The 14601-nt window shown below is 62.7% G+C and carries 15 protein-coding genes; 3 read left to right on the top strand and 12 right to left on the bottom strand.

From position 1 onward, the window contains the following. Positions 1-33: 33 nt before the first annotated feature. Positions 34-1773 carry a proline--tRNA ligase gene (locus FXN63_RS03910; RefSeq protein ID WP_148813029.1) on the bottom strand — a complete coding sequence of 580 codons (1740 nt, stop codon included), beginning with the start codon at positions 1771-1773 and terminating at the stop codon, positions 34-36. 64 nt (positions 1774-1837) lie between these two features. On the opposite strand from FXN63_RS03910, the gene FXN63_RS03915 reads away from it, so the two are divergent. Further along, positions 1838-2413 carry an RNA pyrophosphohydrolase gene (locus tag FXN63_RS03915; protein WP_148813031.1) on the top strand — a complete coding sequence of 192 codons (576 nt, stop codon included), beginning with the start codon at positions 1838-1840 and terminating at the stop codon, positions 2411-2413. Next, complete coding sequence (locus FXN63_RS03920; RefSeq protein ID WP_148813033.1) at positions 2410-3012, top strand: CNP1-like family protein; 603 nt, start codon at positions 2410-2412, stop codon at positions 3010-3012. Before FXN63_RS03915 ends, FXN63_RS03920 begins: the two co-directional genes overlap by 4 nt. A 166-nt stretch (positions 3013-3178) precedes the next feature. Here the strand turns inward: FXN63_RS03920 and FXN63_RS03925 are convergent, their stop codons facing one another. After that, positions 3179-3841, bottom strand: coding sequence for an aspartate/glutamate racemase family protein (locus tag FXN63_RS03925; RefSeq protein ID WP_148813036.1), 663 nt, complete (start codon positions 3839-3841; stop codon positions 3179-3181). Between the two features lie 29 nt (positions 3842-3870). Between FXN63_RS03925 and FXN63_RS03930 the strand changes: the two genes are divergently transcribed. Then, complete coding sequence (locus FXN63_RS03930) at positions 3871-4974, top strand: LysR family transcriptional regulator (protein WP_246165023.1); 1104 nt, start codon at positions 3871-3873, stop codon at positions 4972-4974. 35 nt (positions 4975-5009) lie between these two features. Here FXN63_RS03930 and FXN63_RS03935 read toward each other — a convergent pair whose 3' ends face one another. From FXN63_RS03935 to rplU, 10 genes are all read right to left on the bottom strand, one after another. Next, the gene (locus FXN63_RS03935) at positions 5010-5699 is read right to left on the bottom strand and encodes an amino acid ABC transporter permease (RefSeq protein ID WP_148813038.1); all 690 of its coding nucleotides are present in this window, start codon (positions 5697-5699) and stop codon (positions 5010-5012) included. A 15-nt stretch (positions 5700-5714) separates the two neighbouring features. Continuing rightward, the gene (locus FXN63_RS03940) at positions 5715-6401 is read right to left on the bottom strand and encodes an amino acid ABC transporter permease (protein WP_148813040.1); all 687 of its coding nucleotides are present in this window, start codon (positions 6399-6401) and stop codon (positions 5715-5717) included. Positions 6402-6405: 4 nt separating this feature from the next. After that, positions 6406-7155, bottom strand: coding sequence for an amino acid ABC transporter ATP-binding protein (locus FXN63_RS03945; protein WP_222863998.1), 750 nt, complete (start codon positions 7153-7155; stop codon positions 6406-6408). Between the two features lie 133 nt (positions 7156-7288). After that, the gene (locus FXN63_RS03950) at positions 7289-8146 is read right to left on the bottom strand and encodes a transporter substrate-binding domain-containing protein (protein ID WP_148813042.1); all 858 of its coding nucleotides are present in this window, start codon (positions 8144-8146) and stop codon (positions 7289-7291) included. 104 nt (positions 8147-8250) lie between these two features. Next, positions 8251-9186 carry an N-carbamoyl-D-amino-acid hydrolase gene (locus tag FXN63_RS03955; protein ID WP_246165024.1) on the bottom strand — a complete coding sequence of 312 codons (936 nt, stop codon included), beginning with the start codon at positions 9184-9186 and terminating at the stop codon, positions 8251-8253. A 2-nt stretch (positions 9187-9188) separates the two neighbouring features. After that, positions 9189-10691 (bottom strand): dihydropyrimidinase, encoded by a 1503-nt coding sequence (gene hydA / locus FXN63_RS03960; RefSeq protein ID WP_148813046.1) that lies wholly within the window; start codon positions 10689-10691, stop codon positions 9189-9191. A 564-nt stretch (positions 10692-11255) separates the two neighbouring features. Continuing rightward, complete coding sequence (gene proB / locus FXN63_RS03965) at positions 11256-12380, bottom strand: glutamate 5-kinase (protein WP_148813049.1); 1125 nt, start codon at positions 12378-12380, stop codon at positions 11256-11258. A 52-nt stretch (positions 12381-12432) separates the two neighbouring features. Beyond that, positions 12433-13608: a GTPase ObgE gene (obgE, locus tag FXN63_RS03970; protein WP_148813051.1), complete on the bottom strand. Its 1176-nt coding sequence runs from the start codon at positions 13606-13608 to the stop codon at positions 12433-12435. Between the two features lie 220 nt (positions 13609-13828). Further along, the gene (rpmA, locus tag FXN63_RS03975; protein ID WP_148813053.1) at positions 13829-14095 is read right to left on the bottom strand and encodes a 50S ribosomal protein L27; all 267 of its coding nucleotides are present in this window, start codon (positions 14093-14095) and stop codon (positions 13829-13831) included. Between the two features lie 94 nt (positions 14096-14189). After that, a complete protein-coding gene (gene rplU / locus FXN63_RS03980) occupies positions 14190-14504 on the bottom strand; it encodes a 50S ribosomal protein L21 (RefSeq protein ID WP_148813055.1) in 315 nt (104 codons plus the stop codon). Positions 14505-14601: the final 97 nt, after the last annotated feature.

Genomic DNA, 14601 nt, shown 5'->3' on the forward strand with positions numbered 1-14601 from the left:
GCGATCAACTTATCCACCGTGGCCCTGCACTGATTACATGCTTTCCAGCTTCGCCAGCGCCTTGTCCAGCGCTTCTGCCGCCGGCACCTTCTCGGCACCGTCGTCACGACGGCCTTGCACTTCGATCAGGCCATCCTTCAGACCACGGTCACCGATCGTCACGCGTACCGGCACGCCGATCAGTTCCCACTCGGCGAACATCACGCCCGGGCGCTCGTCGCGGTCGTCCAGGATCACGTCCACGCCCTTGGCCTTCAGTTCTTCGTAGAGCTTGGTGGCGGCGTCGCGCACCAGTTCGCTCTTGCCCCAGCCCACGCCGCAGATGACGACTTCGAAGGGGGCCAGCGCGCGCGGCCAGATGATGCCGCGGCCGTCGTGGTTCTGTTCGATGGCAGCACCCATCACGCGGGTCACGCCAATGCCGTAGCAACCCATTTGCAGGGGGGCGGGCTTGCCGGTCTGGTCCAGGAAGGTGGCTTTCATGGACGTGGAATACCCCGCGCCCAGGAAGAACACGTGGCCGACTTCGATGCCGCGCTGAATCGCCAGCGTGCCCTTGCCGTCCGGCGACGGATCGCCCACGACGACATTGCGCAAATCCGCAATCACCGTGGGCTCGGGCAGGTCACGGCCCCAGTTCACGCCGGTATGGTGGAAGTCGGCTTCGTTGGCACCGGCGACGAAGTCGCTCATGTTGGCCACGGTACGGTCGACCACCAGCTTCACCGGCTTGGCGGTGCCGATGGGGCCCAGGTAGCCGGGCAGGGTGCCGAAGTGTTCGACGATTTCAGCTTCCGTGGCGAAGCGGAAGCCTTTGTTCAGGCCTTCCACCTTGCCGGCCTTGATCTCGTTCAGTTCGTGGTCGCCACGGATCAGCAGCAGCCAGATCTGTGCGGGCTGGCCTTCTTTTTCCGGCTCGGTGGCCAGCACCAGCGACTTCACGGTGCGGGTCAGGTCGATCTTCAGCAGGGCGGCCACGTCTTCGCAGCGGGCAGCGCCCGGCGTGGGTGTCTTGGCCAGCGGTTCAGAAGCGGCACCGCGCGTCTCGATCAGCGACACAGCTTCGGCCAGCTCGATGTTGGCCGCGTAGTCCGACTGGGGGTTGTAGACCAGCAGGTCTTCGCCGGTGTCGGCGATCACCTGGAATTCGTGGCTGAGCGAACCGCCAATCGCACCCGTGTCGGCTTTCACCGCGCGGAAGGCCAGGCCCATGCGCGTGAAGATGCGGGTGTAGGCGGCGTACATGCCTTCGTAGCTCTTCTTTGCGCCTTCCTCGTCACGGTCGAAGGAATACGCATCCTTCATCGTGAATTCGCGGCCGCGCATGATGCCAAAGCGCGGACGGCGCTCGTCGCGGAACTTGGTCTGGATCTGGTAGAAATTCTTGGGCAGCTGGCGCCAGCTGTGAATTTCGTTGCGGGCGATGTCGGTGACGACTTCTTCCGAGGTCGGCTGCACCACGAAATCGCGGTTGTGGCGATCCTTGATGCGCATGAGTTCGGGACCGAACTTGTCCCAGCGACCGGTTTCCTGCCACAGCTCGGCGGGCTGGATCACCGGCATGCTGACTTCCATGCCGCCAGCAGCGTCCATTTCTTCGCGGATGATCTTCTCGACCTTGCGCACGACGCGCAGGCCCAGGGGCAGGTAACTGTAGATGCCACCAGCGTGTTTGCGGATCATGCCGGCACGCGTCATGAGTTTGTGGCTGGCGATTTCAGCGTCCGTAGGCGCTTCCTTCTGGGTACCGATGTGGAACTGCGTTGCGCGCATGGGGCTCACATATGAATAGGGACATATAATCGAAGCAATTGTATGAGAATCGCAGGGGTAGCCCATGTTGGACAGGGAAGGCTACCGCCCCAATGTCGGCATCATCCTCGTGAACCAGCGCAACGAAGTGTTCTGGGGCAAGCGGATCAATGAACACTCCTGGCAGTTTCCGCAGGGGGGCATCAAGCACGGCGAAAGCCCTGCCCAGGCCATGTTTCGCGAACTGCACGAGGAAGTGGGCTTGAAGCCCGAGCATGTCCGAATCCTGGGGCGAACACGCGACTGGTTGCGTTACAACGTACCGGATCGCTTCGTCAGGCGCGAGTGGCGAGGTCATTACAAAGGGCAGAAACAGATCTGGTTCCTGCTCCGCATGATCGGTCGTGACTGCGACGTATGTCTGCGCGCGACCACTCAGCCCGAGTTCGACGCCTGGCGTTGGAATGAATACTGGGTTCCGCTCGATTCCGTCATCGATTTCAAACGCGAGGTCTATACCCTGGCGCTGAATGAGTTGGCGAGCGTGCTGTTCCGTCGTCAGAACGAAACCCGCTTCCTGCGGCAGAGCGCTGGCAGTCGCCCGCCCCTGCCCGACACCCGGCAGCCCCTGGCGGCCGGTCCCCTCACGGAATCTGAATGAACAAGCATGTTGTGGCGTCGCGTGGCAGGGCTGCGCGTCTGGTGATCGCTGGAGCCGCGTTGGGGCTCCTGGCTGCTTGCAGCAATTTCGGCAATCAGGAAAAGGTCTTCGAAGAAGACCTGCCCGAATACCGGGCCGACCTGCCGGACGCGGATTGGACCGTCATCGCCACGCGTCTGCCTGCCGTGCCCGACCCGAAGAAGCTGGTCAAGGTCGACCCCGAAATGGTGCAGACGTCATTTACCTACGGCGTCGATCCTGATTCGCTTCGTATCGATCCGGGCCGCATTGTCCGTTACACCTTGGTCAGCCAAAGCGACATGGGTGCCACCAACATCAGCTACGAAGCCATGCGCTGCGGCATGCGTCAGGTCCGCAATATTGCGATTGCGCGGCCGGGCGAGGGCTGGCAGCGGGCGTACAACGACGCCTGGCGGCCGATTGAAGCCGTGAATCGGACTGCCGTGCAGAATGTGCTCTTCAAGGGTGTGCTGTGCGCCGGCGGCGGCCCTGCTTCGATGTCTTTGGACGTGTTGCGCAAACGCCTGACCTACTGGCGTCAGCACGCTTACGGCGTGGAAGCGCGCGACAATCAGTAAACCTGTCTGCCTGGCAGACGAGGGGCGTGCGCGCTTTTCGCGATGAATTGCTCGTATGCACCGTCGCTGGCTGATGGGGACGATGCCCTCGGCACGGTCCGGACCGCGCAGTGAGGATTGCGCAACCAGGGCTGTGCAGCCAAGGCTGCGCAATCAGCTCGCGCAGTCAGGCCTTGTCCGCCAGCAGCCGGCCGATTGCCATGCCCACCGTGGCCTGGCAGGGTTCAATCACGGGCAGGCCGCAAGCGTCTTCCAGCGGACGACGCATCTGCGCCATGCCGGCACATCCCATCACCAATACGTCTGCCCCATCTTCGTCACGCAGCTGTTTGCCGGTGGAAATCATCTTGGCCAAGGACAGCGCTGGGTCGGCCACTTCCGCCACGGTAAAGCCCACGGCGCGCTCGTTGGCCAGCCGCGCCGACAAGCCCATGGCACCGAAATAACGCAGATGGCGCGGAATGGAAGTGGCGGCGACTGCGATCACGCCGATGCGTTGCCCGCGCATGAAGGCCGCCAGCATGCCCGACTCGCCAATGCCCAGCACCGGTTTGCGCGTGCGTTCGCGTACGCTGTGCAGGCCGGGGTCGCTGAAGCATGCAATGACAAATCCCGCTGCGGAGTCTTCCAGGCGTTCCACCAGGGTGCCCAGCGGCGTGATGGTGCTGTCGGCATCACGCTGGGTCTGAATGCCCGGTGGGCCTTCCTTGAGCGTGAGGCATTCGATTGGCAGGCCAGGTAATGCTCGTAGCCCGTCGAGTGCGCGGTCGATGCCTTCGGTCACGCGTTCCAGCGAATTCGGGTTGATGACGTACAGCGTTTGGGTCATGGTGTAAGACGCACAGAAAAGGAATCGGAGTGAGCGCGCAGGACGACACCTTGAAGAAGCGCCGGTCGGCGGCCACCAACGTGGCAGATGGCGGTTCGGCAATGGCACGCCCGGAAACGACGGGCCTGGCGGGCATGAGCAGCGCAGCGGCGCGCGCGCCGGCCGCGCGCCCTGTGGCCGGAAAGTCGGTCGTGGCTGCCGTGAGCGGACGCGGCGGGCCGTTGAATCTGCGGCAGATCGAGGTATTTCGCGCCATCATGATCAGCGGCTCGCTGTCCGAGGCCGGACGCCTGCTGTTCGTGTCGCAACCTGCGATCAGCAGGGCGCTGGCCGCCTGCGAAAACCGCTTGGGCTTCCCGTTGTTCGACCGCGTGAAAGGGCGTCTGCACGCCACGCCCGAGGCCAAGCGGCTGTTCGAGGAAGTGGTGCAGGTCTATGACGGCATTCGCCGGGTCAACGACCTGGCGCAGAACCTGGCGGATGACCGCAGCGGCGTACTGCACGTGGTGTCCAGCCCCAGCTTTGGTGAATACCTGGTGCCGCGCGTGATCACGCGTTTTCGCATCAAGCACGCCAATGTGCAGATCAAGTATCGGCCGCTGACCATGGATGTGCTGGTGCCGCAGTTGCTGCTTGGGCACGCGGACGTGGGCATTTCCATGTTGCCGCCGCAGCACCCCAGCCTGGAAACGCGGGAGATCGGTGCGGGCAACATGATGTGCATCGTGCCGCGCTTCAGCCCGCTGGCAGAGTTGCGCTCGGTGCGTCCGCAAGACCTGCTTGGCCAGACGCTGATCGGCTACGGCGCGGACACGCCACTCGGCATGACGGTGTCCGGCTTTTTCGAGACGATTCCGCAGGCCCTGCCGCCCGCCATCGAGGTGCGATCGGCACTGACTGCCTGCGCCATGGTGCGGGAAGGGGCAGGCGTGGCGCTGATCGATTCCTACTGCGTCACGCCCGGCCTGCTGCGCGACGTGGTGGTGCGGCCGATTGCGCCCAGCATCGAACTGAAGATCCACGTCACCCATTCCCGGCTGGAGCCGCTGTCGGTGCTGGCCAACGCCTTCATGACCACCTTCCGTGCGGTGGTTCGCGAAACGCTGCCCTCGGTGCTGCCCAAGCGCGGCTGACACACAAGGGGCAGCGCCTCGGGCCGCAACAGGCATCAGAACGAGGCACCCATGCGCAGGCGCTGGCGCTTTTCCAGCCGCCCGAGCAGGATCACGAAGGGCCACAGCAGCGCCAGATAGACCCCAGCCGCGAACACAATGGGCGTGGGGTTGTACAGCATGGACTGCGCCGTGCGCGCGGCGTACAGCATCTCGGGCAAGGCCACCACGCTGGCAATCGTCGTGAGCTTCACGACCTCGATCATGTTGCTGACCAGGTCAGGGGCCACGTTGCGCACGGCCTGCGGAATGGCGATGTGCACCAGCGTTTGCCAGGCAGACAGCCCGGTTGACCGCGCGGCTTCGAACTGCCCGTGCGGCACGCTTTCCAGGCCGGCGCGGAAGATTTCTCCGAAGTAGCTGGAATTGTTCAGCATGAAACCCAGCGCCACGGCTTGCAGCGGCGTCAGCTCAATTCCCAGGTAGGGGAAACCGGTGTAGATGAACATCAGCAGCACCAGCGGCGGGAAGGCGCGGAAGAAGTCGATGTAGACGACCAGCAGCGCACGCAGCACACGGTTGTGGGCCACGAAGCCCAGCAGCGCCAACAGCAGGCCGCTTGCCAGGCCCAGCGGGATCACCAGCGCAGACAGCTTCAGCGTGGTCAGCAGCCCGGTCAGGATGTAGGGGCCGACTTCCTTGATGATGTCGAGGTTGAAGAAGGTTTGCAGGAAAGTGGGTTCCATCGTGTGTCCTTTCCCTTACACGCGCTTGCGCGCGTTGCCGTAACGTTTTTCAACCATGCGGCCGGCGACCACCACGGGAATGAAGATGATCAGGTAGCCAATCGCACCCAGGGTCAGCGGCGTCGGGTTGCCCGCAAAACTGGTGGCGGACGTGGCCTGATTCAGAATTTCGTTGAGTGCAGCCACCGATCCGTAGGCCGTGCCCTTGACGGTGGCGATCACCCGATTGGTCAGCGGCGCAATCATCATCTTGCAGGCTTGCGGCAGCACGACCCAGATCATGGTCTGGGTGTGGCTCATGCCGGTGGACCGCGAGGCTTCCACCTGGCCATAGGGCAGGGAGGCGATACCTGACCAGAAGATTTCTTCCGAAAACGCGGCCAGCACCAGGGCCAGCGCCAGCCAGGTGGCGGCAAATGCCGACAGCGATACGCCGATGGATGGCAGCGCGTAATAGAACAGAATGATCAGCACCAGCGGCGGCAGCGCGCGCATGATGTCGACGAAGCCGACGATGAAGAAATTCAGCGCGCGCAGGCGGAAGCTGCGCAGAAAGGCCAGCAGCAGTCCACCGGCCAGGCCAGCCACGATGACAGCCAGGCCAAGCAGAATGGTGACCCAGGCACCTTCCAGCACCTGGGGCAGATACTGCTTGGCAACCTCGGCGTTGAAGAAGGTGAATATCAGGCGGTCGAGATCCATGGGTTCAATGCGCCTCGCTGCCCAGGCGCGACAGGAAGGCTGTCGTGCGTGCATGCTTGGGGGCACCGAACAGCTCGTCTGGTGTGCCCGCTTCCACCACCACGCCGCCGTCCATGAACACCACAGAGTCCGATGCCGCACGCGCAAAGGCCATTTCGTGTGTCACCACCACCATCGTGATGCCGGTCTCGCGCAGTTCACGCATTACCTGCAACACGCCATCGACCATCTCCGGGTCCAGCGCGCTGGTGGGTTCGTCAAACAGAATGATGGCCGGTTCCAGCGCAATTGATCGGGCAATGCCCACGCGCTGCTGTTGTCCGCCCGACAGTTGGCCGGGATAGGCGTCGGCCTTGTGCGCCATGCCGACACGGGTCAGTGCGCGTTCGGCGATCTCGTTGGCTTGGGCACGGGGAATTTTCTTGACCTTGCGCAGCGCCAGCGTCACGTTGTCGCGCACACTTAAGTGCGGGTACAGATTGAAGGCCTGAAACACCATGCCGATGCGCTGGCGCAGCTTGTCCAGCTTGGCGTCGGCAGCATTGATGTCTTGGCCTTCGACCAGAATTTGGCCGCTGCTCGCGTGTTCCATGCGGTTGCAGCAGCGCAGCAAGGTGCTCTTGCCCGAGCCGGACGGGCCGATGATGGAAACCAGTTCACCTTTGCGCACGGAAAGGCTCACGCCCTTCAGAACGTGATTGTCGCCATAGGTCTTGTGCAGGTCGTTGATGTCTAGGATGAAGGGCTGAGGCATCGGCGAGCTTGTCCGGTAGATGATGGGCAGCGGCCAACGCTGAAGCCGGCCGCGCGTCTTGCGTGAAGCGTGTTTTCAGTGACAGATACCTGCTGCCCGCACTGGTTTGGCCGGTGCGGGCAGCAGCGATTCATCACTTGCAGGCGAGTGTGACCGGTGTGGCGTCGTAGCCGTTGAAGCCCGGTACGCCTTGGCCAGCCGGGATCACCACGGTTGCCGAATCGGCTTGCGGTGCGTAGCCGAACCACTTCTCGTGCAGTGCCTTCAGCGAGCCATCTTTCTTCATGCACTTGATGACCATGCCGACTTCATTGCGCGCGGCGATATCGTCGATGCGGAACGGAATCGCCCAGACCGAGCCGGTCTTGATTTCCAGCACGGTCTTGATCTGCGGGTTGGTCTTGGCGGCCCAGGCCGACGGCGTGATGCCAGCCAGGTTGGCCACCACCCGGCCGCTTGCCACGGCCTGCACCGCATCGGCGTTGGTGCCGTAGGCATTGACCTTGAAGCCGTATTTATCGGCATTGGCGCGTGCCCATTCTTCCGGGCCCGATCCCTTATTCACCGCAATGTCCTTGCCCTTCAGGTCTTCCAGGCTCTTGATGCGGTCTTCGATCTTGCGCACCACCAGCGTGAAGTTGTTCTCCAGATAACCCTCGGTGAACAGCACGGTCTTGGCGCGTTCCTGCGACACGGTGGTCGGGGCCAGCAGGAAGTCGTACTTGCCAGCGTTCAGGGCCGGGATCAGCGCGGAATACTGCGCGCCCTCGATTTCGATGGGGCGGCCCAGGCGCTTGGCAATTTCTTCGCCCAGTTCCACGTTGAAGCCTTGGTAGCCGCCCGACATCTTGGCAAAGGCGTGGGGCGGGAAGGTGGCATCGACGCCAGCGCGGATCGGCTTGCCTTGGGCGTAAGCGCCACCGGCGGCAGCCAGCAACAGGACGGACAGCAAGGCGCGGGTAGTGTGGGTAGTGCGGGTAGATCGGGTCATTGGGGTGTCTCCTCGAAGGAATGTTGGTGTGAGCGCAGGCGCGGCCTGCGCTCGGGTACTCGGTCGTCGTTGTTTTTATTGATCGCGCGGTACGTGTGTAGGGGTCAGGCGATCGGGTCGCCGGCACCGGTGCGTTCGACGATCAGGCCGTAGTGTTCCGGCCGACGGTGTTTGGCAAAGTTGAAGACGTGGTTGCGGAAGTTCTCGCACCAGGTCAGGTCGGCGCTGGCCACGATCACTTCGTCTTCTTCGCTGATGGCACGTGCGACGATTTCACCGGTGGGGGCCACGATGACCGAGCTGCCGATCATGTGATGGCCGTCTTCCGAGCCACACTTGGCGGCTGCCGCCACCCAGATCGCGTTCTGGTAGGCATTGGCCTGCAGTGAGATCAGGTGGGTGGACGTGCGCAGATGCATCGGCTCGTTCCAGTGGATGTTCCACGACGGCGTGTTGTAGCCAAGCACCACCACTTCGGCGCTTTGCAGCGCCATCACGCGGTAGGTTTCGGGCCAGCGACGGTCATTGCACAAGGCCATGCCGATCTTGGTGTTCAGCGTGTCGAACACGCGGAAGCCCAGGTCGCCCACTTCGAAGAACTTCTTTTCCAGATGCTGGAAAGGCGCTTCCGGCTTGTGGTCCGAATGGCCAGGCAGGTGGATCTTGCGGTACTTACCGATGATCGCGCCGGTTTGATCGACCATGATCGCGGTGTTGAAACGGCGGCCTTCCGGGGTCAGCTCGGCATAACCCAGGTAGAAGCCGACGCCCAGCTTCTTGGCTTCGTCGAACAGCGGCTGCGTGGCCGGGCCAGGCATCTGCTTCTCGAAATATTTCTCGTTGGCTTCTTCGTCGCTGATCCAATAACGCGGGAAGAAGGTCGTCAGCGCCAGTTCCGGGAACACCACGAATTCGGCACCACGGCCCTTGGCTTCGCGCATCATCTCGACCAGACGTGCCACCACGGTTTCGCGCGTGTCCGCCAGGTGAACCGGGCCCATCTGCGCCACGGCCAGGCCGAGCTTGCGGGGGGTACTCATGATCATTGCTCCGTCTTGTCCAGGGAAAACAGCGAGCGCAGGAAGTGCGTCTCGGGGGAATGCTTGCGTTGTTCGCGCAGCGGGGCGGGCAGGCCACGGGCGATGAATTCGCCGCTGCCAGCGGCCACTTGCAAGGTGTCGCCGTCGACCACCACGCGGCCACGGCTGATGACGGTCTGCGGCCAGCCGGTCACGCTGCGGCCTTCGTAGGGGGTGTAGCCCACAGCGTCGTGCAGGCCGGCGTGGGTCACGGTGCGGGTGCACTCGGCATCCCAGATCACCAGGTCGGCGTCCGCGCCCGGGGCGATGCAACCCTTGCGCGGGTGCATGCCGTACATCTTTGCGTGGTTGGTGGAGGTCAGCGCCACGAACTCGTTCAAGCTGATGCGACCCTTCAGCACGCCTTCCGAGAACAGCAGCGGCATGCGCACTTCCAGGCCCGGCAGGCCGTTGGCGACTTGCTTGAAGGTGGTGGCGTCGCCGGCGGGAATCTTGCCGGACTCGTCGTAGCGGTAGGGCGCGTGGTCAGACGAGAACAGTTGCAGCACACCGTTCTTCAGCGCTTTCCACAGAGCTTCCTGCGAGGCTTCATCACGCGGCGGCGGGCTGCAGCAGAACTTCGCGCCTTCGGTGCCGGGCAGGTCCAGGTCTTCAGCGGTCAACAGCAGATAGTGCGGGCAGGTTTCGCCGTGCACGGATGCGCCCAGCGCCTTGGCCGAATGGATGGCTTGCGCGCCACCCAGCGTGGACACGTGCACGATCAGAATCGGCACATCCAACACCGAAGCCAATTGAATGGCGCGGTTGGTGGCTTCGTTCTCGGCTGCCGGCGCGTGGCTGGTCGCGTGGTACTTCGGCGCGGTATAGCCCTTGGCGATCAGGTGACGCGCGATCCACAGGATCACGTCGTTGTTCTCGGCGTGGATCATCGGCAGCGCGCCTTCGCGGGCTGCCACCGCAAACACATCCAGCAGCTGCGTGTCGTTCAGCTTCAGCTTGTCGTAGGTCATGAAGACCTTGAACGACGTGATGCCTTCGCGGATCAGCTCGGGCAGATCGCGCTCGATGGTCTGTTCCGTCGGGTCCGAGATGATCAGGTGATAGCTGTAGTCGATGACCGACTTGGCAGCGGCCGACGCAGCGTAGTTGGTGGCTACCTCGCGCAGCGAATCGCCCTTGTGCTGGGCCGCAAACGGCACGATGGTGGTGTTGCCGCCAAAGGCCGCCGACACGCTGGCCGAGTGCCAGTCATCGGCGCACATCACACCCATGCTCGACAGTTGCTCGATGTGGCAGTGGCTGTCGATGCCGCCCGGGAAGACCAGCTTGCCGCCTGCGTCGATGTCGCGGGTGCCTGCCGGCAGGTCTTGCGCAACGGTGACGATGCGGCCGTCACGAATACCGATGTCGCCGTGGAAGTCATCGGTGGCGGTGACGATGCGCGCATTGCGCACGGTCAGGTCGAAGGAGGCGTGGCTGCCGGGGGTCGAATTCGTATCGCTCATGGGCTGTCTTCTGCAGAAGCCGGCCGGCGTGTGCGCCAGGCTGGGCAATTGAGGGGCTGGACGAAGCCTGCCCAATCACCGGCCTGCGGTAAATCTGCTGAAATTCGCGCGCACCGATTCAGTGCATGCGCTGGATGCACGCAAGCGATTGATTCCGCTGACTAAATTTTTTGCTTGGTGGTCACATGCACCACATAGCTATGCCGCCAGGTTATGACTTGGCGACAAATGGTGATGGCAGACATAGGTGAAACCCTGTCGTGAAAATGCCTCAAGCCGCGTGAGCGGCTTGAGGCATTGAGGGGTATAGCGGGGGATGTGCCGCGCGAGTGCGCGGGCAGGGGGGCAGATTAGGTCGAGCGAGAGGGGCGTGGAGTCAGGCGGCGTGAATACTGGCGTGTGGGATGTCACGCCGGCATTCAGGTTGGTCGATTCACGTTTCGATCTACGTGTTTTGATCCAAACTTTGCGATCCGAGCGTTTCGATCCGAGCGTTTCGATCCAAGCATTTCGACCCAAGCTTGGCCCATGCATAGCGGGCCAAGCCTGCCGAATCGATACCGGTCAAAGAATGACCAGATTGTCCCGATGCATCAATTCCGCTTCGTCCATGCTGCCCAGAATGTCGGCAATCTGGGTAGACGGTTTGCCCAGAATGCGGCGCGATTCCGAGGACGAATAATTGATCAGGCCACGGGCTAATTCACGACCGCTAGCGTCTTGGCAGGCCACCACGTCACCGCGTTCGAAGTCGCCGCTGACGGCGGTCACGCCAATTGGCAGCAGACTTTTGCCGTCTTGCGTCAGCGCGCGCACCGCCCCTGCATCCAGCGTGACCCGGCCACGCAGTTGCAGGTGGTCGGCCAGCCATTGCTTGCGCGCAGGCAGGCGAGCGATCGGCGCACGCAGTTCGGTGCCGATGCAGATGCCTTGCGCCAGACGCGTCAGCACATCGGGTTCGCGGCCCGATGCAATCACGGTATGGGTGCCGCTGCCGGCTGCGCGACGCGCTGCCAGTACCTTGGTAAGCATGCCGCCACGGCCGATGGAACTGCCTGCGCCACCCGCCATGCCTTCCAGCAAAGGGTCGCCCGCATTGGCATGCGAGATGAATTCAGCGTCGGGATTCTTGCGCGGATCGGCCGAGTACAGGCCGCTCTGGTCGGTCAGGATGACCAGCGCGTCGGCATCGATCAGGTTGGCCACCAGTGCGCCAAGCGTGTCGTTGTCGCCGAACTTGATCTCATCGGTAACGACGGTGTCGTTCTCGTTGATGATCGGCACCACGCCCAGACGCAGCAACATGAACAGCGCGGAACGCGCGTTCAGATAACGCTGGCGGTCGGCCAGGTCGGCGTGGGTCAGCAACACCTGCGCGGTGCGCAGCTGGTGTTCGGTGAAGCAGGTTTCATACGCCTGCACCAAACCCATCTGCCCCACGGCGGCAGCCGCCTGCAAGGAATGGATGTCGGTGGGGCGCTTGTTCCAGCCCAGGCGCAGCATGCCTTCGGCAATCGCACCGCTGGACACCAGCACCACTTCCTTGTCCAGCGCACGCAAGGACGCGATCTGGGTGGCCCAGCGGGCCAGGGCGACGCGGTCCAGGCCGCGTCCTTCGTCAGTGACCAGTGACGAACCTACCTTGACCACCAGGCGGCGGGCATCGGCAATTACGGATACGGCATTCATGGGAGTTGGGTGCTCGCCTTGTTGAGTGCTCAGCGGGTTTGATGGGTCCTGCTCAGCGCGCGTCGTCGCCTTCTTCATCATCTTCGTCGTCTTCGGCCTGCGCCTTGGACATGTCGTAGGCCTGGTTGCCCAAGCCCACGGCGCTGCCGCTGGACAAGGCCGCTGCCAGCGCGGGCGCATGGCCTGCGGCAATGGCGGCTTCTTCGACTTCGTGCTCGATCTTGCGCTGGGCATCCAGCCAGTCTTGCAGCGCGAACACCAGCTCACGCGTGCCCAGGCCAGCAAGTGCCGAGATCGTGAAGACCGGACCGGTCCAGCCGTATTCTTCGCAGAACTTCTTCTGCATGGCTTCCGGGTCTTCGACCATGTCGAGCTTGTTCAGCACCAGCCAACGCGGCTTGTTGTACAGCGTCTCGTCATACAGACGCAGTTCTTCAACGATGGCGCGGGCGTCGGCCACCGGGTCGGCGGTTGGGTCCGGCGGGGCCACGTCGACCAGGTGCAGCAGCACACGGGTGCGCGCCAGGTGACGCAGGAACTGGTGACCCAGGCCCGCACCTTCAGAAGCACCTTCGATCAGGCCCGGAATGTCCGCGATCACGAAGCTGCGCTGCGTGTCGGTACGCACCACACCCAGGTTGGGGTGCAAGGTGGTGAACGGATAGTCGGCAATCTTCGGACGTGCGTTCGACACCTGGCTGATCAGCGTGGACTTGCCGGCGTTCGGCAGACCCAGCAAGCCGACATCGGCCAGCACCTTCAATTCCAGGCGCAGCTTCTTCTGCTCGCCCGGGTCACCCAGCGTGAACTGGCGCGGTGCGCGGTTCGTGCTGGACTTGAAGTGCAGGTTGCCCATGCCGCCCAGGCCGCCTTGGGCCAGGGTGACCTGCTGGCCGTGATAGGCCAGGTCGAACAGCAGTTCGTCGGTCTCGGCGTCGAACACCATGGTGCCGACGGGGACGCGCAAGAACATGTCTTCGCCCGCTGCGCCGAAGCGATCGGAACCGCTGCCGTACTCGCCTTGGCGAGCGCGGTGCAGTCGCGCGTAACGGTAGTCGATCAGCGTGTTGATGTTGCGGTCAGCGACCGCATAGATCGAACCGCCGCGCCCGCCGTCACCGCCGTCCGGGCCGCCCTTGGGAATGAATTTCTCGCGCCGGAAACTGGCTACGCCATTGCCGCCCTTGCCGGCAACCACTTCAATCGTGGCTTCATCGACGAATTTCATGAGATTCCTTGGGTGGCCTGAACGCGCTCTGCTGTCGAGCAAAGTGCAAAGACCACAAAAAATGAAAAAGGCCCTGCCGCGAACGACAGGGCCTCGGTTCGCATGACCGTCGCGAAGACGGTGCGATGCGGTCCCGTAAGTTCAGGAAATCCAGGGTGCCGGGCACCACGAGGGATTTCCTGTCAGCGAACCAGACCGAGGCCTGGTGCGCCGTGGCAAATTACTCTGCCGTGAACGGGACGATCGAGACGTACTGCTTGTGCAGCGCGCCTTTGAAGCCGAACTGAACCGTGCCGTCCGTCAGGGCGAACAAGGTGTGATCCTTGCCGATGCCGACGTTCGTGCCCGGGTGGAAACGAGTACCGCGCTGACGCACGATGATCGAACCAGCGGGGATCAGTTCACCACCGTAGGCTTTGACGCCCAGGCGCTTTGATTCTGAGTCGCGGCCGTTCCGTGTTGAACCGCCGCCCTTTTTCTGTGCCATTTTTTATTCCTTGCCTGTCAGACAGGCCGTGATGCCGGTTTCAGTCCAGTTTTTGCTGGGCGTTAGCGCAGCATTTGCCTGGTCTTAAGCCGAATTAGGCCGGGATGACGTCGATGACGATTTGGGTATAGTTTTGGCGATGGCCTTGACGCTTTTGGTAGTGCTTGCGACGACGCATCTTGAAAATCTTTACCTTGTCATGACGACCATGAGCAAGCACCGTAGCCTTGACCACTGCGCCAGCAATGAACGGCGAGCCGATGCGCAGTGCATCACCTTCACCAATTGCCAACACCTGATCCAGCTCAATCACTTGCCCAACGTCTGCCGGTATCTGTTCGATTTTAAGTTTTTCGCCGGTGGCAACACGATACTGCTTGCCGCCGGTTTTTATGACCGCGTAGGACATGGGGATGAAACCTCGAGTAGATTATGCTCTTGAGAGAGCACAACCCATGATTCTAGCGGGGTGTTGTCCCGCTGGTCAAATCCTGCTACGACAAACG

It is taken from the genome of Pigmentiphaga aceris (genome assembly GCF_008119665.1).
In the GTDB taxonomy this organism is placed as follows: domain Bacteria; phylum Pseudomonadota; class Gammaproteobacteria; order Burkholderiales; family Burkholderiaceae_B; genus Pigmentiphaga; species Pigmentiphaga aceris.

Coding starts and splice junctions, on each gene's coding strand:
- FXN63_RS03910 (WP_148813029.1), bottom strand. CDS start 1,773: ATGCGCGCAACGCAGTTCCACATCGGTACCCAGAAGGAAGCGCCTACG.
- FXN63_RS03915 (WP_148813031.1), top strand. CDS start 1,838: ATGTTGGACAGGGAAGGCTACCGCCCCAATGTCGGCATCATCCTCGTG.
- FXN63_RS03920 (WP_148813033.1), top strand. CDS start 2,410: ATGAACAAGCATGTTGTGGCGTCGCGTGGCAGGGCTGCGCGTCTGGTG.
- FXN63_RS03925 (WP_148813036.1), bottom strand. CDS start 3,841: ATGACCCAAACGCTGTACGTCATCAACCCGAATTCGCTGGAACGCGTG.
- FXN63_RS03935 (WP_148813038.1), bottom strand. CDS start 5,699: ATGGAACCCACTTTCCTGCAAACCTTCTTCAACCTCGACATCATCAAG.
- FXN63_RS03940 (WP_148813040.1), bottom strand. CDS start 6,401: ATGGATCTCGACCGCCTGATATTCACCTTCTTCAACGCCGAGGTTGCC.
- FXN63_RS03945 (WP_222863998.1), bottom strand. CDS start 7,155: ATGCCTCAGCCCTTCATCCTAGACATCAACGACCTGCACAAGACCTAT.
- FXN63_RS03950 (WP_148813042.1), bottom strand. CDS start 8,146: ATGACCCGATCTACCCGCACTACCCACACTACCCGCGCCTTGCTGTCC.
- FXN63_RS03955 (WP_246165024.1), bottom strand. CDS start 9,186: ATGAGTACCCCCCGCAAGCTCGGCCTGGCCGTGGCGCAGATGGGCCCG.
- hydA (WP_148813046.1), bottom strand. CDS start 10,691: ATGAGCGATACGAATTCGACCCCCGGCAGCCACGCCTCCTTCGACCTG.
- proB (WP_148813049.1), bottom strand. CDS start 12,380: ATGAATGCCGTATCCGTAATTGCCGATGCCCGCCGCCTGGTGGTCAAG.
- obgE (WP_148813051.1), bottom strand. CDS start 13,608: ATGAAATTCGTCGATGAAGCCACGATTGAAGTGGTTGCCGGCAAGGGC.
- rpmA (WP_148813053.1), bottom strand. CDS start 14,095: ATGGCACAGAAAAAGGGCGGCGGTTCAACACGGAACGGCCGCGACTCA.
- rplU (WP_148813055.1), bottom strand. CDS start 14,504: ATGTCCTACGCGGTCATAAAAACCGGCGGCAAGCAGTATCGTGTTGCC.